Origin of the sequence: Mesorhizobium salmacidum (SeqCode) (assembly GCF_037179605.1) — a bacterium.
In the GTDB taxonomy this organism is placed as follows: domain Bacteria; phylum Pseudomonadota; class Alphaproteobacteria; order Rhizobiales; family Rhizobiaceae; genus Mesorhizobium; species Mesorhizobium salmacidum.
Window position 1 is genome coordinate 26,072 of sequence record NZ_JAPYKS010000016.1, and the last position, 20,633, is coordinate 46,704.

A 20,633-nucleotide genomic window follows, 5' to 3' on the forward strand; every position below is an offset into this window, starting at 1 on the left:
GAGACCCGGCTGCTCAACAGCCGGGTCTCCCTTTTCCAGTCGGAGCGATCACTGCGCCCAGGCTTTCCAGTCTGCCTCGTGGGCGGCGATCCAGGCGGCGGCGACGTCTTCCGGCGTCTTGCCGTCGAGGTCGATCTCGCCGCTCATCTTGTTCAACTCGTCGGTATCGACCGTGTAGGCCTTGGCCACCTTGTAAGCGACCGGCCATTTGTCCTTCATGCCGTTCCAGGAGTATTTCCAGATCTCGCCATGCGGCTTGCCGCAGTCATATTTGGCGTCGGGGTTCACGCCCCATTTCGGGTCGTTGTAGCATTCGGGCGTGTATTCCGGGAATTGCACCCATTCGCCCTTGTATTTTGCGGGCGCCCAATGCGGCGAATAAATCCACAGCATGATCGGCGCCTTGCGCTGATAGGCGGAATCGAGTTCGGCGAACATCGCCGCATCGGTGCCGGCATGGATGACGGTGAAGGGCAGTTTCAGTGCCGCGACGCGTTCGTCGTCAAAACCTTCCCAGGTCACCGGGCCGCCGAGGTAGCGCCCCTTCGGCGCCGTTTCGGCGGTCGAGAACGATGCCGCGCAGGTGGCATCGAGCAGCGCGTGCCAATCCGGCAAGGTCGGGCACTTTTCCTTCATGTATTCGGGAAACCACCACTCTTCCTTGGCCTTGGGCCCGAGCTTGCCCAGCCTTTCGGTCTGCCCCGTGGCGTCGGAAGCCTTCATGGCTTCGCCGGCGGTGGTGTCCCAGAACTCCAGGCCGACATCGATATCGCCATTGGTGAGGCCGGTTGTCAGGCTGGAGAGATAGTCGGCGGTCGGGTATTCGACGGTATAGCCGAGCTTTTCCAGGATGCCGCCGAGGATCTTGGCGTTGAGGTTGACGCTGGTCCAGTCGAACAAGGCAATCTTGATCGGGTCGTTGGATTCCGGTGCCGCTGCCTGCGCTGTTGGCGTCAGCACACTTGCCGCGGCAAGTGCAAAAGCTCCCATTGAGAATTTCGAAATCACACTGCGAATTGGCATTGCTTGGTTCTCCTTCAAGCTGTGACGATTGTTGGTCGTTCCCTTTTTTGCGTCTTTTCTTGATTGTGTTGGAAAGGCCGGCTGTTGCGCAAGGCCGTTATCGCCGGCGCAGGCGCGGCGATGCTCGATTTCGGTGATGACGGACGCTGCCGAGGCGGGCAGTCTCATGGCCGATCGATCGCCGCGACGGCGATCCGCGGATCAATTGCCAGTCCTGCGGCGCCCTGCAAGGTGCGAGCCATCAAGGTCCCATGATCCCGAGCATTTCCGGCGGAATTGCTCTCGGCTATAGCCCTGGCAAGCCCTGTCTCGCCAGCGCTGTTTCATAGGATGAAATTATATATACCAACGTTCATGCCGCGCAACGACTAACGCCACGCTCGCGCCGGAATTTCAGACCGCAGGCGAAGCCGGCGGGACATGGCTCGCACGTCCCGTTACCAGCAGACGTAGCCGCCATCGACGATCAGGTCGAGGCCGGTGACGAAGCTCGACGCCCGGCTGGCCAGGAACACCGTCGGCCCGACCATTTCCTCGGGCGCCGCCATGCGTCCCATTGGCGTGTCGCGTTTGAAGATCTTCACCTGTTCGGCCACCTCCGGCCGTTTGTTCATCGGCGTCAGCGTGTAGCCCGGGCTGACGACATTGACGCGCAGCCCACGATCGGCCCATTCCATGGCGAGGCTCTTCGACAGATGAATGACGGCGGCCTTCGAGGAATTGTAGTGCGCCTGCGTCAGCCCGCGATTGACGATGGTGCCCGACATCGAGGCGATGTTGATGATCGAGCCCTTGCCCCGCGCCAGCATCTTGCGCGCTTCGGCCTGGCAGGACAGGAACACACCGGCGACATTGACCTCGTGCACTTTCCGCCACTTTTCCAACGGCAGTGTCTCCGCTGGTTGCGAGCCGGCAATGCCGGCATTGTTGACGGCGACCGTCAACGCACCGAGTTCGGCTTCCACGCGATCGATGGCCGCCGCGAGATCGCTGTCCGAGGTCACGGTGCCGGTCAACACCAGCGCCCGGCGGCCGAGCGCGGTGATCCGGTGAGCGGTTTCGTCCAGCCCGCCCTTCGACGTATGGCCGAAACAGGCGACATCGGCGCCTGCCTCGGCCAGCCCGATCGCGATTGCCTGGCCAATGCCGCTGCCGGCACCGGTGACCAGCGCGACATCGCCCTCCAGTTTGAAAAGATCCATTGCCTTGCCTCCCTTGTCGAGGGAGGTTATGCGCATTGCCGTCCTTTGATCAATCTCATCAGAAGTCGCAAGCCTTTGGGCGCCGGTCACTGGACCAGGCCTTGAGCGGCACGGGCTTGAACTTGCCCTTGATCGGCTTGCCGCCTTCAAGGTCCTTGGAGACGATGCTTACGCCTGTGAGATAGTTGATGTCGCAGCCGCCGAGCGTCGTCTTGACGCCATCCGACGTCTGCTGGTTCCAGTCCCAACTGCGGCTGTAGCCACCGACCAGGAATTGGCCCCGGCGATAGACGATCGTCATGGTTTCTTCTGTCGACTTGCTGGCGCCGCATCCGAAGCAGGACGTTATCGCCAGCCATCCCTTGCCCTTGGTTTCAAGGTCGAGGACCCGATCTTCCGTCAGTCCTTTCCTGACGAAATCGGGGCGACGCGAGGAATCGAGCTTCTCCTCGCCGGTTACCAGGTAAATATAGAGATCGGCCGGCGCACCAAGCTCCTGCGTTACCCTCGCCCGATCCATCTTGCCGTCCTGGTCGATATCGAGCTTGAGCTCGAACGCTGGCGGACTTTCGGCAAATCCCACTGCGGGCAGCGCGACGAGGCCAACGAGCCAGGCAAGGGCCGCATCATGAAATGCCGTCATGAGCAGTCGTCCGCCGTGAGTGTTCAGCCTAACACCGACCGGGACGGAGGAAAATACGAAACCCAGGCAGACCTCGAGTGCAATCGACTACGTGACGGCCTCAGAAATATCCGTCCGAGGCGAGGGGGCGATCGTTGATCGACTGCACGCCGGTCCAGAAGGGCAGGCACACATGTTCGGCACCGGCAATGTCGATGGCGTCGCGGCCGACCAGCCGTTGGGAGAGCACATCATCGATGATGACGGCCGCCGGCGACGTCGGCGGCGTGGCCTTGATGCTGCGGATATTCACCGGCCGACCTCGAAGAACGGCTTGCCGAGCAGGTCGGGAACGACGTCGATGCCAAGGCCTGGCCCGGCGGGAATGCCCATGCGGCTGCCGGTGACCGGCGGCGCGTTTGACGCGGTGCGCACCGTCACCCATTCATGAAAGGCAATCGCGTGCAGCCGGCGCTCCTCCGGCGTCGACAGCGACAGATGCGCCATGGCGGATGTATCGATCTCGGCGCCGCCGGTATCCTCGACCGTGATCATGAAGCCGAGGTCGACGGCGACGTCCCGGATCAGGCGGGTCTTGGTGACGCCGCCGAGCCGCGAGATCTTCAGCGTCAGTCCGTCGGCCGCGCCGAGGCGATGGATTTCCAGCATCGCCTCGAGCGAAGTGACGGATTCGTCGAGCACCATCGGTTTGTCGAGCATGCGGCGCACCGACATGTTCTCGTCGATGGTCGTGCAGGGCTGCTCGAACGTATAGTCGATCGCCCGCGTCGCATCGGCGAACTGCCGCGCCTGGTAAGGTGTCCAACCGGCATTGGCGTCGCAGAAAATGACAGTGCCTTTCGGCACCGAGGCGGCGACCGCGGTGACCCGTTCGATGTCGTCATGGACATTGCCGCCGACCTTGACCTGCAGCCGGCTGAAACCGTCCTCGACGATGCGCCCGGCAAGTGCGGCCATTTGATTGACCGTGCCATGGGTAACGACCTTGTAGAGTTCCGCCGTGTCGCTTTCCTTGCCGCCAAGCAGCGTCACCAGCGGCACGCCGGCGGCGCGCGCCGCCAGATCCCAGCAGGCCATGTCGAGCGCTGATTTGATGTAGGGATGGCCCTTGAACACGGTGTCCATCAGCCGGCCGATGCTGGCCAGCCCGCACGGGTCCTGGCCGACAAGATGCGGTGCGATCTCCGGCACGCCGGCCCTTGTGCCGGCGGGGAAGGCGGCCGAGTAGAAATTGCCGAGCGGCGCCATCTCACCCCATCCGGTGATGCCGCTGTCGGAGGTGATGGAGACGATCACGGCGTCGAAGCAGTCGGCCACGCGTCCTTTGGACATGCGATAGGGGCCGTCCACGAAGGGCTGCACGACGTGAAAGGCTTTGATGGTTTCGATCTGCACGTGGGGGTATCCATTATCCGCGATGAGGGAAGGGGTCAGGCGCCTTTCGACGGACGCCTTTCGAGGCCGCGCGCATGGGCAAGAAGCTCTTCGAAATCGAGGTCGATATGCTCGCGGGCATGGCGCTGGGCGGCACGCATGTCGTCGCCCTTGAGCAGCGCCACATAGGTTTCATGGATATCTTCGGCCGGCACGGGTTCCTTTCGCGCCTGCTGGTGCAGGGCGAAGTACATCTGCAAACGGCTGGTCAGCCTTTGCCAGGTTTCCAGGAGCACCGAATTGTCGGCCCATTCATGGATCAGACCATGCAGTTGCAGCGCGGTTTCGATCTGCCTTGTGGTGTCGCGGTCGCGGGTCGCCTGTTTCACCGCCTCATGCCGCCGGTCAAGCTCTTCGAAGAAACGCTGGTCGCGCTGCTTCCACGTCCGTTCGATGGCGAACTCGTCCAGCACCTTGTTGAGCGAATAGGCGTCGTCGATGTCCTTGGCGGTGACATTGATGACGAAGGTGCCGGCATAGGGGATGCTGGTCAGGATGCCTTCCTGCACCAGCTCGCGCATCGCCTCGCGCAGCGGCGCACGGCTGACCCGCATCTGTTCGGAAATCCTGAGTTCGTTGAGCTTCTGGCCGGGCTCGAGCTGACCAGTCAGGATCGCGCGCCGCAGCAGTGCCACGATTCCGGCGCGGCGCGTCGTGTCGGCAATCGGGCTGAACTCCGTCTTCACCATCCGGTCCACTCCAGCGAGAACAGAAGGCAAGACAATCAGATTGTCGACAATCTAACAAGAGTTCGTGGTCTTGATTTTTCGGTTTCCGACGGCGCCGACGTCGCCGCCCTGGTCGGTCTGCTCATGAAAACGGCGCCCGCGACCCTGGGAAAGGTCGAGGGCGCCGCGGAAACCGGGCCTGCGGGGGAGTCAGGTAGCCGGTTTCTGTGGGAGGGGCGAAATCGGCATTCCGGGGCCGATCTTCTGCAGGTTGCCTGTGATCACCTGGTCGCCTTCGGCGACGCCGCTGAGGATGGCGACCATATCGCCGCTGGTCGGCCCGAGCGAAACCAGCCGCTGGTCAACCGTATTGCCCTTGCCGACGACGTAGAGATATTTGCCGAGCTGGCTTGATCCCAGCGCGACCTGCGGCACCAGCAGCGCATCGGGCTGTTGTTTGACGTGCAGCCGCACGCGAACATACTGGCCAGGCAAGAGCGTGAACTTGGCGTTGCCGATGGTGGCGCGTGCGGTGATCGTGCCAGTCGAGTGATCGATCGTGTTGTCGATAAAGGTGAGCTCGCCCTTCTGGTGGGCTTCGGTCTCGCCCGGCAGCAGGACCTCGACCTCGATCGGACCGGCAGCACGCGCTTCCTCGATTTGCGCCAGATCCGTCTCGCTCGGATTGAAGGTGACGTAGATCGGATCGAGCTGCACCAGCGTGTTGAGCACGGTGCCGGCAACGCTGACCAGCGTTCCCACGGAAGCCTGGTTGCGGCCCAGGCGTCCGGGGAACGGCGCGTGGATTTCAGCATAGCTCAGATTGAGCTCGGCCGTGCGCACGGCAGCCTGGTTGAGCGCCAGCGACGCCTGCGCCCCGCGCAAGGTGCTGGTGCGCTGGTCGAAGCTGTCCTTGTCCAGGTAACCGCTCTTGGCGAGCTCGGTACCGCGGCCGAGATTGGAACGTGCATAATCGAGCGTCGCCGTATCGCGCTGTACCTGTGCCTTCGCCTGGTCGAGCGCGGCCTGGAAATCGTCAGGCGAGATCTTGTAGAGCAGGTCGCCCTGCCGCACGTCGGCGCCGTCTTGCGCCGTCTGTTCCTGCAGGTAGCCGGGGACGCGCGCCTGCAGCGTGATGCTGCGGATCGGCTCGGTCCGCGCGGCATAGTCGAGATAGATCGGGATCGTCTTCTTGACCACGTTCGCCACCGGCACCGGCATGACGAACGCTGCTGGGGCCGGCGCCGCCCCGGCCGTGCCGGCAATCAGGCTGATATTGCCCATGTCCAGCAGCTGGACGCTGGCAACCGAGATCGCACCCAGCGCGACAGCCGTTCCCAACGCGATTTTCCATTTACGCATGATCATTCTCCAATCTTATTCGGCCGCTTCCGCCAGGGGAGGGAAGGCGGGTTTGGCCGTTGGTTCAGTGTGTTGAGAGGCGGGCTCGTCGCCGCCGCGCCGTTCGCGCAGCTGTTCGATGACCGCGTAGAAGACCGGCACGAACACCAGCGACAGGATGGTCGCCGCGACCATGCCGCCGAACACGGTGGTGCCGATCGACTGACGGCTGGCGGCACCCGCGCCGGTGGCGATCATCAGCGGCACTACGCCGAGAATGAAGGCAAACGCGGTCATCAGGATCGGCCGCAATCTCAGCCGAGCGGCCTCCATCGATGCCTCGATGATGGTGAGGCCTTCCTCGCGCCGCCGTCTTGCGAACTCGACGATCAGGATCGCGTTCTTGGCCGCCAGCCCGATCAGCATGACGAAGCCGATCTGCGAATAGACGTCGATCTGCATGCCGCGTACCCAAAGTGCGGCGAACGCGCCGAACAGGGCGAGCGGCACCGCCAGCAGAACCATGAACGGCATCGCCCAGCTCTCGTACTGCGCCGCCAGGATCAGGAAGACGAAGACGATGGCGAGGGCAAACACTACCGACGCGATCGATCCAGCCTTGAGCTCCTGGAAGGTGATGCCGGTCCATTCGAAACCGAAATCCCTGGGCAGCGCGGTGGCCGCGGCCCGCTCCATGGCGGCGACCGCCTGGCCCGACGAATAGCCGGGCGCTGCGCCGCCATTGATGGTGGCCGAGGCGTTGTTGTTGTAATGCGGCACGGTTTCCGGGCCGACGAACGGCACCAGTTTGCCCAGCGTGCTGAGCGGCACCATGCCGCCGGAAGCATTGCGCACATAGAGCCGTGAAATATCTGCGGCACCCGCACGTGAATCCTTGTCGGCTTGGATGGTCACCCGGAAGGTGCGACCGAACAGGTTGAAGTCGTTCACGTAGAGCGAGCCGAGATAGATCTGCAGCGTGTTGAAGACGTCCGGCAGGTTGAGGCCGAGCAGCTTCGCCTTGGCGCGGTCGAGATCGTAGTTGAACTGCGGCGTCGAGGTCGAGAACGGCGAGAACAGCTGCTGCGGATTGATTTCCGGCTGCTTGCGCGCCTCGGCGATCACCGCTTGCGTGGCGTCGTTGAGGGCCGTGCTGCCGCGGCCGGTGAGGTCCTCGACGACGAATTCGAAGCCGCCCGTGGTGCCGATGCCAGGGATGGAGGGCGGATCGAAGGAGAGCGCGAACGCCTCCGGGATCTGCATCAGCTTGCCGCGCACGTCGGCGACGAGCTTCGAGGCGCTCTGGTCGGGGCCACGCTGCTCCCATGGCTTGAGGATGGCGAACTCGACCGCCGAGTTCGACTGCGCCGCGCTGGTCAGGAAGTTCAGGCCGCTGATCGAGCCGACGATGTCGACGCCGGGTGTCGACTGCAGGATGTCGCGCGCCTTTTGTGCCACCGCATCGGTGCGCTCCAGAGAAGCCCCGTCGGGCAGTTGGATGACGACGAAGAAATAGCCCTGGTCCTCGACCGGAAGGAAGGTCGAGGGCAGCTTCTGCCAGACGAAATAGGTGGCGACCAGACCGGCCGCGAACAAGCCGAGCATGATCCAGCGCAGGCGGATCAGGAAGCGCACGCCATGGGCGTAGGCATGCGACAGTTTGTCGAAACCCGTATTGAACCAGCGGAACAGAACAAACTGCGTCTCGCCGCGATGCCGTAGGAAGGCAGCGCTGAGCGCGGGACTGAGCGTCAGCGAGTTGAAGGCGGAGATGCCGACCGAGATCGCCACCGTCAGCGCGAACTGGTTGTAGAGCTTTCCGGAGACGCCGGGAATGAAGGCAACCGGCACGAACACGGCCATCAGCACGGCGGTTGTCGCGATGATCGGACCCGTGACCTCGGCCATGGCGGCTTTTGTCGCCGCCAGTGGTTTCAGTCCGGCCTCGAGCTGTCGCTCGACATTCTCGACCACGACGATGGCGTCGTCGACGACGAGGCCGATCGCCAGCACCATGCCGAGCAGCGAGAGCATGTTGAGCGAGAAACCCATCATCTCCATGATGACGAGTGTCGCCACCAGCGACACCGGAATGGCGATGGTCGGAATGATCGTCGTGCGCCAGCTCTGCAGGAAGATGAACACCACCGCCACGACGAGCACCAGGGCTTCGCCAAGGGTGATCAGCACGTCATGCATCGAGGCCGAGACGAAGCGCGTCGTATCGTAGTGCATCGCATAGTCGACGCCCTTGGGGAAACGGGCCGACAGTTCCTGCATCTTGTCCTTGACGCGCTGTTGTAGATCGAGCGCGTTGGAGCCGGGCATCTGATAGACGGCGAGCACCACGGTCGGGTCCTTGCCGAAGAAGGCCGAGGACGAATATTGCAGGGCGCCAAGCTCGATACGGGCGACGTCGCGCAGCCGCACCAGCGAACCCGTATCCGTGTTGGCACGCACGACGATGTCGCCGAATTCCTTGGGGTCGCTCAACCGGCCGACGGCGTTGACCTGCATCTCGAAGGCGGTGCCGGCGGGCGCCGGCGACTGGCCGATCTTGCCGGCCGCCACCTGGACGTTTTGTTCGGCGATGGCGTTCTGGACGTCGACGGCGGTGATGCCGAGATTGGCGAGCTTGTCCGGATCGAGCCAGACGCGCATCGAATAGCGCCGTTCGCCGAAGATCTGCACGTCGCCGACACCCGGCAGCCGCTTCAGCGGATCCACCACCTGCAGATAGGCAAGGTTGGAGAGCGCCACCGGGTCGACGGAATGGTCGGGCGAGGTCAGGTTGACGATCAGGACGAAGTTAGGGTTCTGCTTCTTGATCGTCACGCCGCCCTGGTTGACGATCGCCGGCAGCGACGAGGCCGCCTGGGAGACGCGGTTCTGCACATCGACGGCGGCAGTGCTCAGGGAATAGCCGACATCGAAGGTGATGGTGATGGTCGCCGAGCCGTCATTGGAGCTCGTCGACGACATGTAGGTCATGCCTTGCACGCCGTTGATCTGCTGCTCCAGCGGCGTCGTCACCGTGTCTGCCACCACTTGCGCGCTGGCGCCCGGATAGTGGGCGCTGACCACGACCTGAGGCGGTGTGATGTCGGGAAACTGCGAAACGGGCAGCAGGAAATAACAAATCGTCCCGGCGAGCACCATGATAATGGCGATGGCCGAGGCGAAGATCGGACGATGGATGAAGAAGTTTACCACGACACACACGCCTCTCCGGCCGCTCTTGCCCGCCCGAAGGCGCTGGCGACCCTGGACAATTGGCCGTGCCCGTTACGGGACCCTTCCCGTGAACGCAGCAACGGCACCTCGCGACGCTGCCCATCGGCGAGCGAGCGCAACATGTTCTCGAAGGCGCGGGGGTCGACCCCATCTGCTTTCATCACCAGCCGGATCATCGGATCCCGGACGGCCTCATCTATGGTAAGATCGCGGCGCTGTGGCATTGGCCGGCTCCTTGTCTGTCGATTCGCAGCCTATGCTCGCGAACCGTTTTTCATCTCTTCACCGGCCGAAGCCGCATGATTGGCAGTCTTTTCGTCCATCTCGATCTGGTAGGACCAGTTCACGACCTTGTTATTGACGACGGACGTTATAGGTGTTACCAGTAAGTAACATTGTGGAAGTTACAGACCGGTAACACCCTAGTCAAGAGGTGGCCGAGGATTTTTTGGAAACGAAAAGGAGATCATGATGACAGACGGCGTCGTGGAGCGCTCTCGTCCCCGGGATCGGATCCTGGAGACGGCGCGTGACATGTTCCATAAGCACGGCATCAAAGGCGTCGGCGTCGACGCCATCACCGAGGCTGCCGGCACGAACAAGATGACGCTCTATCGTCACTTTGAGTCCAAGGACGAACTGATCGTCGAATGCCTGCGCGCCAATGCGTTGAAAGCCGGCGCGATGTGGGAAACGTTCGAGGCCGAGCATCCGGGCGACAAACTCGCCCAGCTTCATGCCTGGGTTCGCAAGGCCGCTGCCATGCTCAACACCGACGGCCGCGGCTGCGATATGGCCAACGCCGCCGCCGAACTGACCGAGCCCGATCACCCGGCAAGGCGCGTGATCAAGGAACTCAAGGAAGCCCAGCGCGAACGCCTGGTTGGGCTCTGCCGGGATGCCGGAATTGGTCAGGCCGAACTTCTCGCCGATACGCTGTCGCTGCTGTTTGAAGGCGCGCGCGTCAGCGTGCAGACCGTCGGTGCCGAGGGCCCGAGCACGCAGTTCGTGCGTATGGCCGAAGGGTTGATCGTTTCCTTCAGGGGCACTGCGGCAGGCTGACGTCTGCCGGACTGCCAACGATCTGTGCGATTCCGTGACCGGACGGACCGAACCGCACGCTTTTGGCGCGGCGGCGTCGTAATTGCTGCGGATCAGAACGAAAAAAGCCCGCTGCCGGGAGGAGGTGGCAGCGGGCTCGATTTCGAATGTGGTGCGGGAGGAGGTGCACCCCATTCAGCGTCGGCATCGCATCTGGGAGGAGTAGATGGCCGACAACCAGAAACTACGAGTTGCCCAATGATTCGGCAACAATGAATTGTGCATAGCTGCTGTGCAGATTCGCCGTGGCGCCGCGTGAATTCGAGAAATGCGACCTCACTGCACCGGCACGTTCTCCCTGAAGATCAGTCGCGGCTCGATGAATTTGCGCGTGAGATAGGGCGCTGACGATGCGATCGAGCCGAGCAGTTGGATCACCGACTGCTCCGCGATCAGCCTGGCGTTCTGGTCGATCACGACGTCCGCGAGGTCGTCGACGAGATAGCCGCGTGTCTCCCTTGTCAAGTCGTGGCAGATGAACACCGGCTTGCGGTTGGGCCTGGCTTCGCGGATCGCCTTGGCAATGCCGGAGCGCCCGGCGCCGACGCAATAGATGCCGAGCAGTTCCGGTTCGTTGCGCAACGCCTTCATGGTTTCCGCATAGCTGGCATCGGGCTCGTCGTTGATCTCGACGGCGCTGCTGACGGTGAGATTGGGAAACTCCTCGCCAAGCACGGAGCGGAAGCCCATCTCGCGCTCTTCATGGCCGCGATAGGAGCGCGAGCCGACGACCATCGCCAGATGCCCCTCGCGGCCGCCCAGCAAGCGTCCCATCAAAAGTGCTGCCGTCCGTCCCGCCACGCGGTTGTCGATCCCGACATAGGCCGAGCGGGGTGCGGCCGGAATATCGGACACCAGCGTCACCAGGCGGATGCCGGCCTCGACCATGTCGCGCAGGATGTTGCGTGTCCTGGGGTGATCGACCGCGATGACACCGACGCCGTTGGCGCGCAGCGACAGCTTTTCGACCGCTGCCTGCAGGGCATTGGGCGAGATGCCGGCAAGATTGTGGATCCGGCAGGACGCCACAAGCGGCAGGCGCGATGCGTAGTCCTCGATATGCTTTGCCAGGTCCTGCATGAAAGCGTTGCTGCCGATCGGCAGGAAGAATTCGAGGTTTGCGGGTTTCGAGGGAAGCGTCACCTGGCCGGCGGCCGGCAAATAGCCGAGCTGCTTGGCGGCCTCCATGACGCGTTGCCGGTTGGCGGCACTCGCTCCGGGCCGATTGTTGAGCACCCTGTCGACCGTTGCGGTCGACAGCCCGCAGTTCCTGGCGATGTCGGAGACGGTGGCCTTCATGCCGCGACCCTGTGCGTCGATGCCCCTTAGTGCCCCGGCTTGCCGTCGGCGAGGGCGTCGCGGATGTCTTTGTCCGACATGCCGGTGATGATGCGCTCGACCTCCGTCACGGTTGTCATCTTCGGATCGATGTCGTCGGCGACCACCTTGCCCCTGCGCATGACGACGATGCGGTCGACCACCTGGAAGACATGGTGGATGTTGTGCGCGATGAAGATGCAGGAGTGGCCGGAATCGCGGGCGTTGCGCACGAAGCTCAGCACGCCTTGCGTCTCGGCGACGCCGAGATTGTTGGTCGGCTCGTCGAGGATGATGAGGTCGCTGTCGAAATGCATGGCGCGCGCGATCGCGACCGCCTGGCGCTCGCCGCCGGAGAGCGAGCCGATCGGCGTCGTCGGCGGGATGTTCTTGGAGATGCCGACCTGCTTGAGCAGGTCGCGGGCGACCGCGTTCATGGCGTCCTGGTCCATGCGGTTGAGGAAGCGCGGCGGCTTGATCGGTTCGCGCCCCAGGAACAGGTTGCGCGCGATCGACAATTGCGTGACCAGGGCGGAGTCCTGGTAGATGGTCTCGATGCCCTGGGCGATGGCGTCGCTGGTGCTGCGCAAGGTGACCTTCTTGCCGCGGATGAAGATGTCGCCGCTGGTCAGCGGCACCGCGCCGGAGAGAACCTTGATCAGCGTCGATTTGCCGGCGCCATTGTCGCCCAGCAGGCCGACGATCTCACGTTCGTTGACATGGAAATTGGCGTCCACCAGCGCTTGCACGCGCCCATAGGACTTGCGGATGTTCTGCATGCGGATCAGTGGCTCGGCCATGGTTCAAGTCCCCGCCTGGTGCCGGCGTTCCAGCCATGAATGCAACGCCATCATGCCAAGGATGATCGCGCCGATGAAGATGTTGTAGGCAAGGCCGGGCACGCCGATCAGCACGATGCCGTTGCGCATCACGCGCAGGATCAGGATGCCGAGCACGGTGCCGATGATGGTGCCGCGCCCGCCGGTCAGCGCCGTGCCGCCGATCACCACCATGGCGATCACCTCGAGCTCATAGCCGGTGCCGCTGTTGGGGTTGGCGGCGGATGTGCGCAGCGAGGAGATGACGCCGGCAAGCGAGGCCATGAGCGACGACAGGACGAACAGGCCGACCTTGACGCCGTTGACATTGACGCCGCGGGCGCGCGCCGCGTTGGGATTGCCGCCCGCCGCCTGGATCCAGTTGCCGGTCCGGCTTTGCGTCAAGACATAGCCGAGCGCGATCGCCGCGGCGATGAACCAGAACAGCGACATGTAGATGCGGAACGGCCCGATGAAGAAGTCGCCGACCAGCGCCTCCGCCAGCCAGCTGCCCTCGGCGCTCCAGGTGCGCTGCGGAAACCCGTCGGTGATGAAAAGCGCGCTGCCGCGCACCACCAGGAGCATGCCGAGCGTCACCAGGAAGGACGGGATCTTGAGCTGCGTGACGAACCAGCCATTGACCAGGCCGATCAAGGCGGCAACCACCAGCGCCACGATGAAGCCCATCTCCAGCGAGGTGACGCCGGCATTGAACAGCGTCCACATCAGCACAGGCGAGAAGCCGAACAGGGACCCGACGGAAAGGTCGAATTCGCCCGACGTCATCAGCAGCGTCATCGCCAGCGCGATCAGGCCGAGTTCGACTGTGAAGGCCAGCGTGTTGGAGATGTTCTGCGGTGACAGGAAGTCATGGTTGAAACCCCAGAAAACGGCGATCTCGACGATGAGCAGAACGAAGGGTCCGAATTCCGGCCGCGCGATCAGGCGTTGAGTGAGCGAATGATTTTCCACTGGGAACCCGCGACATGGTTGGAACGGGCCGCGACCACCACCGCATCGGGTGGACATGCCGCGGCCATGAAGGTATCTGGCGCCGCACGAGATGCGCGGCGCCAGCGATCGCGGATTATTTGCCGGACAGGATCTTGTCGTAGACCGCCGCGGTGTCCTTCTCGTAGAGCGCGCCGGTGATGACGTTGAAGCCCGGAGGAATGCCGCTGGCCGCCATGTTGGCGAGCGACAGTGCCACATAGCTGGTCGCCTGCGGATCCTGCCACTGGCCGGCGTTGACATAGCCGTTCAGCACTTCCTGGGTGGTGTCGAGCGAGTTGCCCCAGCCGACGACCGGGATTTCGCCCGGCTTGACACCGACCTGGTCGAACACGCGCTTGATCGAACCGGTGACCAGGTCGCCCAGGCCGATGATGGCTTTGACCTTGCCCTTATGGGCGGTGAGGTAGTCGACCATGCGGTTGATCACCTCGGCCTGGTCGAGCGTCGCCTCGGTCACTTCATAGGTGATGCCGAGCGGTCCGAAGACGCTCTTGATGCCTTCCTCTTCCTGCACGCCGTAGGTGGCGCCGGGGATCTCGACCGGCATCCAGACGAAGTCGCCCTTCTTCACCAGGCCCTTGTCGACCAGGTACTGCGCCCAATGCTTGCCGAAGGTGACGTTGTCGCCGCCGACATAGGCGTTGAAATTGGCCTTGGGATCGGGCGTGTTGAAGTTGATGATCGGGACGTTGGCCGCGCGCGCTTCCTTGACGATCTCGACAAGGCTGCCCGGGTCGGGGCTGGTGGTGACGATGCCGTCGGCCTTAGCCGAGAGGGCGGCTCGCACCGCCTCCTGCTGCGAGGCGACGTCTCCATTGTGGAACGAGGTGTTGACGGTGTTGCCGGTGTCCTTGGCCCATTGCTTGGCGCCGGCGAGGAAGTAGGTCCAGACCGGGTCGGCCGGTCCGCCATGTGAAATCCAGTAGAACGTCTTGGCCTGCGCGGCTGCCGGAATGACCGTCAGCGCGATCAGCAGGCCGTAGAGCACAAGTCTTAATCTCGTCAGCATTTGATTTCCTCCCGGTTGAAGATGATCCGTCCCTTGTTCCGGCTTCAGCCGGATTGCGTCTTTTGCCAGCGCCGCTCGGATGCCTAAGAGCATTCCCTTTTTCGACGGATGGCAAGCCTCCATCTGCAGATGTAGTCGGCGCCTGACGGGGCGCCATCAACGACCCCATCAGATCGCATCAGTTGGGATGATTTTTTCCAGGCAGCCGAATGATTGTCGCCGAGGCTCAGCCGGGCGGACTGTCCTGGCCAGTTTGGGCGGTCACTTGGGGCGAAAGCCCCCGAAGAGCCGGTTAGAGCAGGCGGGCCTTGGCGAGGTCACGCATCAAATGGCTGGCGCCGTAGGTCCAGTGCGGGCAATCGGGCGACAGCCGCACGCGGTTGACCAGCGCGCCGAATTTTTCCGACGAGATGGTGACGATGTCGCCGACCTTGTGCGTGAACCCCTTGCCCTTTTCGCCGCGATCCTTCGACGGCACGAACATCGTGCCGAGATAGAGCGCCAGCCCGTCCGGATACTGGTGGTGCGGCCCCATGGCCGCCGCAACCAGCTCCTCCGGCGAACGGCTGATCTCGGCCATCGAGCTTGCGCCCTCCAGCGAAAATCCGTCCTCGCCCTCGACCTTCAGGCGCACGACGGCCTGCTTCACATCGGCGATGGAGAACGTGTCGTCGAACAACCGGATGAAAGGGCCAAGCGAGGCCGAGGCGTTGTTGTCCTTGGCCTTGCCGAGCAGCAGCGCCGAGCGCCCTTCGACGTCGCGCAGATTGACATCGTTGCCGATGGTAGCGCCGACGATCCTGCCGCTTGAGGCGGCGATCATGGCGATCTCCGGCTCCGGATTGTTCCAGGTCGACACCGGGTGGAGGCCGACATCGGCGCCGAAGCCGACCGAGGCCATGGGCTGGCACTTGGTGAAGATCTCGGCATCGGGCCCAATGCCCACTTCCAGATATTGCGACCAGGCGCCGCGCGAAATCAGCTTGGCCTTGATCTCCATCGCCTCGGGCGAACCGGGCTTGAGCTTCGAAAGATCATGGCCGATCAGGCCGGCAATGTCGGAGCGGATAGCGTCGGCCTTTTCCGCCGAGCCGCGCGCCTGTTCCTCGATCACCCGCTCGAGCAGGCTGACGACGAAAGTGACACCGGATGCCTTGATCGCCTGCAGGTCGACCGGAGACAGCAGAAAGGGTTTTGCCGGATCGCGCGTGGCTTCGAAACTGTTGGCCGCGATGTCGTCGAGTGAACCGATCGGCGTGCCGTTGGCCGAGCGCACATGGCCGGCCGGATCGGCCAATTCGCAGACGTCGCGCACCGTGGGCGCCGCACTCGACGTGATGTCGAAGACGGTCCCGTCACGCACCGTGACCACCATGGGATGCGAGGCGGGCAGTAATCGAGCGCGGCCGAGAAAGACACCGTCACCAGGGATGTTAATCGTGTTCGTCATCGTTCTCTCGTTGTTGGGCGGGACAAATCGGATTGTGAAATTCCGGCGGCCCCTCTTCAAGTCAAATCGCACCGAAGGCCACACGCTTCTCCGGCATCAAAGCTCATGCCAGCGCAGTCGCGTCCGCGAGGTCATCGATTCCCTCGGCTCGAGTGTCCTCAGGCCGCCGATGTGATGAGCATCCACTGTATGCGAGACAGGTTCGAAACAGAAAAAACCGGCGTCTCGTGCCGGCGAATAGAGAATGAAGACGCTGAGCGGCGGCGATGCCTCGATCGAGACGACGATGGCATCATCGGGTTGGACGATCGAGGCGCGTCCATCCCATCCCTCAAACGCATTGTTTACCCAGGTATCGGGAAGCGGCGCACGTCTCGAGAAATCCCAATCGAGGTGGTCGGTGAGTGGCACCATCCTGGTCGGCAGGTGGCGTTCATCCTCAAGCCAGACGCTCTTGGCCGATGCCTGGAGCGACGTGTGCGCCTTGCGCGGAAACCATGGATGAAAGCCAAGCCCATAAGGCAGCCGGATCTCGGCCCGGTTCTCAATGGTCAAAGTAGCGCTCAACGCGCCGTTCTCCAGTGCATAGAGCACGCTCGCATAGTAGCGATAGGGTCCGATCGACCCATCGCCCAGAACAAACTCCGCCTCGGTCCCCGTCCGCCGCGTCAGACGCCAAGGCTTTTGAAAAGCGTCGCCATGAAGCGGGAACGGCTCGCCTTCGACATTGGGTTCTATCGCATGGAAACGCTTGTCGAACTCGAAGCCGCCGCCGGAAATCCGGTTCGACCATGGCGCCAGCAACTGGGAGCCGAATTTCAGCAATCCTTCCGACGGCTTTATCACGGGTGTGACCACGCCGTCGGAGCGAAGCGCGTCGTAGCGCAGGATTGCCGCGCCCTGGCGAGGGCTGACAACCACCCTGGCGCGTTCGTCGGCAAGTTCGATCGTGTCGATGTTCGTCATCGACGGGATAACACGACTACCAGCCGCCATCGACGTGGATATCCTGACCACTTATCATGTCTGCGGCAGGCGAAACAAGAAACAGCACAAGGGCGGCGACGTGATGCGGCTCGATGCGGCGCTTCAGGCTCTGGTTGGCCATGATCCAATCACTGTATTCCTTGAGCCGCTCGCCGAACACGGGCCCCTCTGCTTCGGAAACGACTGCGCCCGGCGACACTGCGTCTACGGTGATACCATGCGGCCCCAGTTCCCGTGCCAGCGATTTCGTGAGGCCCAGCATCGCGCCTTTCGATGCGACATAAGGTACATAGCCATCCCACCGGCCATTGAGTGTGATCGAGCAGAAGTTCACGATCTTGCCATACGCCTTCGCCTTCATGCCGTTTCCACCTTCACCCGTGCGGCCCATCCCGTCCACGCCTTCCGACGGGGGTGGCCTGACCATCAAAGTCGTATCGACGCTGGACGGGTTCGAAGGCTGGGTTGATGGGGCGCCGATCAGGCGAAGGTCGTGATTCAGCTTGACAGTTTCATGAATATGAAAAAGCTAAGATGATTTCATAAATCTAACAGGCAGGTCGATGTCGACCCTTGCAGCAAATCAGCCGTTGCCGGAATTCCGCTCTTCGCCGGTGTTCCGCTTCACCATGTTGCTGCCCGGTGCATTGGTCACTTTCCTGCTGATCCTGTTCGCCCTTGGTCTCGTGCTTTTCCTTGCCTTACGTGGCAATGACGGCTCATTGCTCGGCGCCGGTTTCAGCCTGTCGAATTTCATCACCGTGGCCTCGGACCCGCTCTACTGGACGGTGACGTTGCGCTCGTTGGTCATCGCCGGCCTGGTGACGATGGCAACGGTCGTCACCGCCTATCCCGTCGCCTACTATCTGGCCTTCCATGCCGGCCGCAGGCGCGGCCTGCTGCTGTTCCTGGTGACGCTGCCGTTCTGGACCAGCTATCTCCTCCGCGTCTTCGCCTGGAAGATCGTGCTGGCCTATAATGGCGTGCTGAATTCGGCGCTGATCGAAAGTGGCATCTGGTCCGAGCCGACGCTGGCATTCCTCAACACGCCGGCCGCTGTCGTGGTCACGCTCGCCCACGCCTACGCGCCTTTCGCCATACTGCCGATCTATGTGGCGCTGGATACCATTCCGAAATCGCTGCTCGAAGCCGCTTCCGACCTTGGTGCCAGGCCATTCACATCGTTCCGCCGCGTCGTCCTGCCCAATTCGATGCCGGGCGTCCTAGCGGCCGCCCTCGTCGTATTCGTGCCGACCGTCGGCGACTATGTCACGCCGGCCATGGTCGGCGGCCCGGCCAGCACCATGATCGGCTCGCTGATCCAGTCGCAGTTCGGCAAGGCCAATGACTGGCCGTTCGGCGCCGCACTTTCGGTCTGCGTCATGCTGGTCATCCTGCTCCTGGTGTTGGTCGCGCGCGGCGCCGACCGCCGGTTTGGCAGCCGCACATGAAAGCAGGGCACGCCAACATGAAACGGGATGGCCGCTGGCTCGGCCTGTATGTGGTTGCCTATCTGGTCTTTCTCTATCTGCCGGTCCTGCTGATCCCGCTGTTTTCCTTCAACGATTCCATCCAGGCCGCGTTTCCCCTGCAAGGCTTCACACTGCAATGGTATGCCACGCTCTACGGCAATTCGGCACTGTCGGGTGCACTCGTCAACAGTCTCGTAATCGGCGCCATTGCTGCCTCGGGCGCCACGCTGTGCGGCATCACCGTGTCCTATATGGATCTCTATGGCCGCTCACCGGTGGTCGCCATGATCAGCGCCATCGCGCGGCTGCCGATCCTCATTCCCGGCGTCATCGTCGGCATATCACTGCTGATCCTGGTCAACCTCGTCGGCCTCGGACCGTCGCGTGTCGCCATCGTGCTCGGCCATATCCTGGTCGCCTTGCCGACCACCGTGGTCGTCATGCGCAGCCGTTTCGCCGCCATCCCCGGGACGGTTCGCGAGGCGGCGCTCGACCTCGGCGCCTCCGACTGGACGACGTTCCGGCGCGTCATGCTGCCGCTCAGCCTGCCTGCCGTGCTGTCGGCCTTCATGCTCGCCTTCCTGATCTCCTTCGACGAGTTCATCGTCGTCTTCTTCCTCGCCGGCACGGAGCCGACCCTGCCGCTCTATATCTGGAGCCAGCTGCGCTTTCCCCGCTCGCTGCCGACTGTCATGGCGCTCGGAACAGTGATCCTGGCCGTGTCCTTCATCATCGCCGGAACCGCCGAAATCCTGCGCCATCGCGGGCTCGGCGCGGTTCGCCGCAATCCAGCCTGAACCACAACAACAAGAGAGGAGAACGAAAATGACATTCCACCTGAAATCGATATCGGGACACAAGGCCCGGGCCGGCCTCGCAGCGCTTGCGCTTGCACTGTCGTCGACCGTGGCGCTCGCCGCCGAGAAGCTGCAGTACTTCACCTGGTCGGGCTACGAGCTGCCCGATTTCAACAAGAGCTTCCTTGCCGCGCACCCCGATGGCGTCGAGGCCTCGATCTTCGGCGACGACGACGATGCCTTCACCAAGGTCAAGGCCGGCTTCCGGCCCGATATCGCGCACCCCTGCTACGACAAGGTGGCGCGCTGGAACAAGGAAGGCCTGCTGCAGCCGATCGACACCAAGCGCATCAAGAACTGGGACTCGATCTTCGCGGTGTTCAAGAACCTGCCCGACCTGCAGGCCGGCGACGGCAAGGTCTGGATGGTGCCATGGGACTGGGGCAACACCTCGATCCTCTACCGCACCGATCTGGTGAAGAATCCCGAGGCGAGCTGGAATCTTCTGTGGGACAAGCAATATGCCGGCCGTATGGCGACCATCGATGCGGTGCACGACACGCCGATCGTCGCCGCACTTCTGGCCGGCGTAAACCCCTTCGACATGACGGCGGAGCAGATGGATAAGGTCGCGGCGAAGTTGCGCGAACAGCGCCCGCTGCTGTCGAGCTACACGACCGACATGACCTCGGTCGAGCAGGCGCTTGCCAGCGGCCAGCTGGTTGCTGCCATGACGTGGAATGCATCGGCCACCTCGCTCAAGAAGCAGGGCGTGCCGGTCGAGTTCATGAAGCCGAAGGAGGGCATGCTGACCTGGGCCTGCGGCTTCGTCATGTTGAAGGACGCCAAGAACGTCGATCTCGCCTATGACTTCATCAACAGCCGGCTGGACGCCGATTCCGGCAAATTCCTGATCGAGTCCTACGGCTATGGCAGCTCGCTCTCGACCGCCTTCGCCGGCGTGCCGAAGGACGAATTGGAAAAGTTGCAACTGCCGTCCGACCCGGAAGTGATGTTGAAGAGCACGATCTTCACTGGGCCGATGAAACAGAACGACGATGTCGCCAAGATGTTCGAAAAAGTGAAGGCTGGCGGTTAAGCGCGGTTCTTCTTTCTCCCCTTG

The 20,633-nt window shown here is 62.9% G+C and carries 18 protein-coding genes and 1 pseudogene; 4 read left to right on the plus strand and 15 right to left on the minus strand.

Annotation, left to right across the window (positions count from 1 at the left end; all coding sequences use genetic code 11):
• Positions 1-48: 48 nt before the first annotated feature.
• The 8 genes from O7A60_RS21020 to O7A60_RS21055 form a co-directional block, all read right to left on the minus strand.
• Positions 49-1,023, minus strand: coding sequence for an ABC transporter substrate-binding protein (locus tag O7A60_RS21020; RefSeq protein ID WP_027142272.1), 975 nt, complete (start codon positions 1,021-1,023; stop codon positions 49-51).
• Between the two features lie 437 nt (positions 1,024-1,460).
• Positions 1,461-2,225, minus strand: coding sequence for an SDR family oxidoreductase (locus O7A60_RS21025; protein WP_337107852.1), 765 nt, complete (start codon positions 2,223-2,225; stop codon positions 1,461-1,463).
• A gap of 58 nt (positions 2,226-2,283) precedes the next feature.
• Complete coding sequence (locus tag O7A60_RS21030; protein WP_337107853.1) at positions 2,284-2,868, minus strand: hypothetical protein; 585 nt, start codon at positions 2,866-2,868, stop codon at positions 2,284-2,286.
• A gap of 100 nt (positions 2,869-2,968) precedes the next feature.
• Positions 2,969-3,160, minus strand: coding sequence for a hypothetical protein (locus O7A60_RS21035; protein WP_337107854.1), 192 nt, complete (start codon positions 3,158-3,160; stop codon positions 2,969-2,971).
• Positions 3,157-4,263, minus strand: a complete 1,107-nt coding sequence (locus tag O7A60_RS21040; protein WP_140507921.1) for a mandelate racemase/muconate lactonizing enzyme family protein — start codon at positions 4,261-4,263, stop codon at positions 3,157-3,159. The genes O7A60_RS21035 and O7A60_RS21040 overlap by 4 nt, the downstream gene beginning before the upstream one ends.
• Before the next feature lie 35 nt (positions 4,264-4,298).
• Positions 4,299-4,991: a GntR family transcriptional regulator gene (locus O7A60_RS21045; RefSeq protein ID WP_337107855.1), complete on the minus strand. Its 693-nt coding sequence runs from the start codon at positions 4,989-4,991 to the stop codon at positions 4,299-4,301.
• A gap of 189 nt (positions 4,992-5,180) precedes the next feature.
• Positions 5,181-6,332 carry an efflux RND transporter periplasmic adaptor subunit gene (locus tag O7A60_RS21050; RefSeq protein ID WP_337107856.1) on the minus strand — a complete coding sequence of 384 codons (1,152 nt, stop codon included), beginning with the start codon at positions 6,330-6,332 and terminating at the stop codon, positions 5,181-5,183.
• Between the two features lie 15 nt (positions 6,333-6,347).
• Positions 6,348-9,524 (minus strand): efflux RND transporter permease subunit, encoded by a 3,177-nt coding sequence (locus O7A60_RS21055; protein ID WP_337107940.1) that lies wholly within the window; start codon positions 9,522-9,524, stop codon positions 6,348-6,350.
• Positions 9,525-10,016: 492 nt separating this feature from the next.
• On the opposite strand from O7A60_RS21055, the gene O7A60_RS21060 reads away from it, so the two are divergent.
• Positions 10,017-10,607 (plus strand): TetR/AcrR family transcriptional regulator, encoded by a 591-nt coding sequence (locus tag O7A60_RS21060; protein WP_015318879.1) that lies wholly within the window; start codon positions 10,017-10,019, stop codon positions 10,605-10,607.
• A 315-nt stretch (positions 10,608-10,922) separates the two neighbouring features.
• Here O7A60_RS21060 and O7A60_RS21065 read toward each other — a convergent pair whose 3' ends face one another.
• From O7A60_RS21065 to O7A60_RS21095, 7 genes and pseudogenes are all read right to left on the minus strand, one after another.
• Entirely contained in the window at positions 10,923-11,945 is a 1,023-nt protein-coding gene (locus tag O7A60_RS21065) for a LacI family DNA-binding transcriptional regulator (RefSeq protein ID WP_337107857.1), read from the minus strand.
• Between the two features lie 26 nt (positions 11,946-11,971).
• The gene (locus O7A60_RS21070; RefSeq protein ID WP_337107858.1) at positions 11,972-12,763 is read right to left on the minus strand and encodes an ATP-binding cassette domain-containing protein; all 792 of its coding nucleotides are present in this window, start codon (positions 12,761-12,763) and stop codon (positions 11,972-11,974) included.
• A 3-nt stretch (positions 12,764-12,766) separates the two neighbouring features.
• Positions 12,767-13,753 carry an ABC transporter permease gene (locus tag O7A60_RS21075; protein WP_337107859.1) on the minus strand — a complete coding sequence of 329 codons (987 nt, stop codon included), beginning with the start codon at positions 13,751-13,753 and terminating at the stop codon, positions 12,767-12,769.
• Between the two features lie 115 nt (positions 13,754-13,868).
• Positions 13,869-14,804 carry a substrate-binding domain-containing protein gene (locus O7A60_RS21080; RefSeq protein ID WP_023794606.1) on the minus strand — a complete coding sequence of 312 codons (936 nt, stop codon included), beginning with the start codon at positions 14,802-14,804 and terminating at the stop codon, positions 13,869-13,871.
• Between the two features lie 292 nt (positions 14,805-15,096).
• Positions 15,097-16,254, minus strand: a complete 1,158-nt coding sequence (locus O7A60_RS21085; protein WP_337107860.1) for a fumarylacetoacetate hydrolase family protein — start codon at positions 16,252-16,254, stop codon at positions 15,097-15,099.
• Between the two features lie 96 nt (positions 16,255-16,350).
• Complete coding sequence (locus O7A60_RS21090; protein ID WP_337107861.1) at positions 16,351-17,250, minus strand: aldose 1-epimerase; 900 nt, start codon at positions 17,248-17,250, stop codon at positions 16,351-16,353.
• Positions 17,237-17,605 (minus strand): annotated as a pseudogene (locus tag O7A60_RS21095) (SDR family oxidoreductase); the annotation flags it as partial. The gene O7A60_RS21090 and the pseudogene O7A60_RS21095, both read right to left, overlap by 14 nt.
• A gap of 199 nt (positions 17,606-17,804) precedes the next feature.
• On the opposite strand from O7A60_RS21095, the gene O7A60_RS21100 reads away from it, so the two are divergent.
• From O7A60_RS21100 to O7A60_RS21110, 3 genes are read left to right on the plus strand one after another with little or no spacing between them, the layout of a single operon-like run.
• Positions 17,805-18,692, plus strand: coding sequence for an ABC transporter permease (locus tag O7A60_RS21100; protein ID WP_337107862.1), 888 nt, complete (start codon positions 17,805-17,807; stop codon positions 18,690-18,692).
• Positions 18,689-19,510: an ABC transporter permease gene (locus O7A60_RS21105; protein ID WP_337107863.1), complete on the plus strand. Its 822-nt coding sequence runs from the start codon at positions 18,689-18,691 to the stop codon at positions 19,508-19,510. Before O7A60_RS21100 ends, O7A60_RS21105 begins: the two co-directional genes overlap by 4 nt.
• 28 nt (positions 19,511-19,538) lie before the next feature.
• Positions 19,539-20,609, plus strand: a complete 1,071-nt coding sequence (locus tag O7A60_RS21110; protein WP_337107864.1) for an ABC transporter substrate-binding protein — start codon at positions 19,539-19,541, stop codon at positions 20,607-20,609.
• Positions 20,610-20,633: the final 24 nt, after the last annotated feature.

Excerpts from the sequence above, each read along its gene's own strand:
- O7A60_RS21080 (WP_023794606.1), bottom strand. The coding sequence starts at position 14,804 with ATGCTGACGAGATTAAGACTTGTGCTCTACGGCCTGCTGATCGCGCTG.
- O7A60_RS21050 (WP_337107856.1), bottom strand. The coding sequence starts at position 6,332 with ATGCGTAAATGGAAAATCGCGTTGGGAACGGCTGTCGCGCTGGGTGCG.
- O7A60_RS21065 (WP_337107857.1), bottom strand. The coding sequence starts at position 11,945 with ATGAAGGCCACCGTCTCCGACATCGCCAGGAACTGCGGGCTGTCGACC.
- O7A60_RS21085 (WP_337107860.1), bottom strand. The coding sequence starts at position 16,254 with ATGACGAACACGATTAACATCCCTGGTGACGGTGTCTTTCTCGGCCGC.
- O7A60_RS21045 (WP_337107855.1), bottom strand. The coding sequence starts at position 4,991 with ATGGTGAAGACGGAGTTCAGCCCGATTGCCGACACGACGCGCCGCGCC.
- O7A60_RS21025 (WP_337107852.1), bottom strand. The coding sequence starts at position 2,225 with ATGGATCTTTTCAAACTGGAGGGCGATGTCGCGCTGGTCACCGGTGCC.
- O7A60_RS21110 (WP_337107864.1), top strand. The coding sequence starts at position 19,539 with ATGACATTCCACCTGAAATCGATATCGGGACACAAGGCCCGGGCCGGC.
- O7A60_RS21060 (WP_015318879.1), top strand. The coding sequence starts at position 10,017 with ATGACAGACGGCGTCGTGGAGCGCTCTCGTCCCCGGGATCGGATCCTG.
- O7A60_RS21070 (WP_337107858.1), bottom strand. The coding sequence starts at position 12,763 with ATGGCCGAGCCACTGATCCGCATGCAGAACATCCGCAAGTCCTATGGG.
- O7A60_RS21020 (WP_027142272.1), bottom strand. The coding sequence starts at position 1,023 with ATGCCAATTCGCAGTGTGATTTCGAAATTCTCAATGGGAGCTTTTGCA.
- O7A60_RS21030 (WP_337107853.1), bottom strand. The coding sequence starts at position 2,868 with ATGACGGCATTTCATGATGCGGCCCTTGCCTGGCTCGTTGGCCTCGTC.
- O7A60_RS21105 (WP_337107863.1), top strand. The coding sequence starts at position 18,689 with ATGAAAGCAGGGCACGCCAACATGAAACGGGATGGCCGCTGGCTCGGC.
- O7A60_RS21100 (WP_337107862.1), top strand. The coding sequence starts at position 17,805 with ATGTCGACCCTTGCAGCAAATCAGCCGTTGCCGGAATTCCGCTCTTCG.
- O7A60_RS21090 (WP_337107861.1), bottom strand. The coding sequence starts at position 17,250 with ATGGCGGCTGGTAGTCGTGTTATCCCGTCGATGACGAACATCGACACG.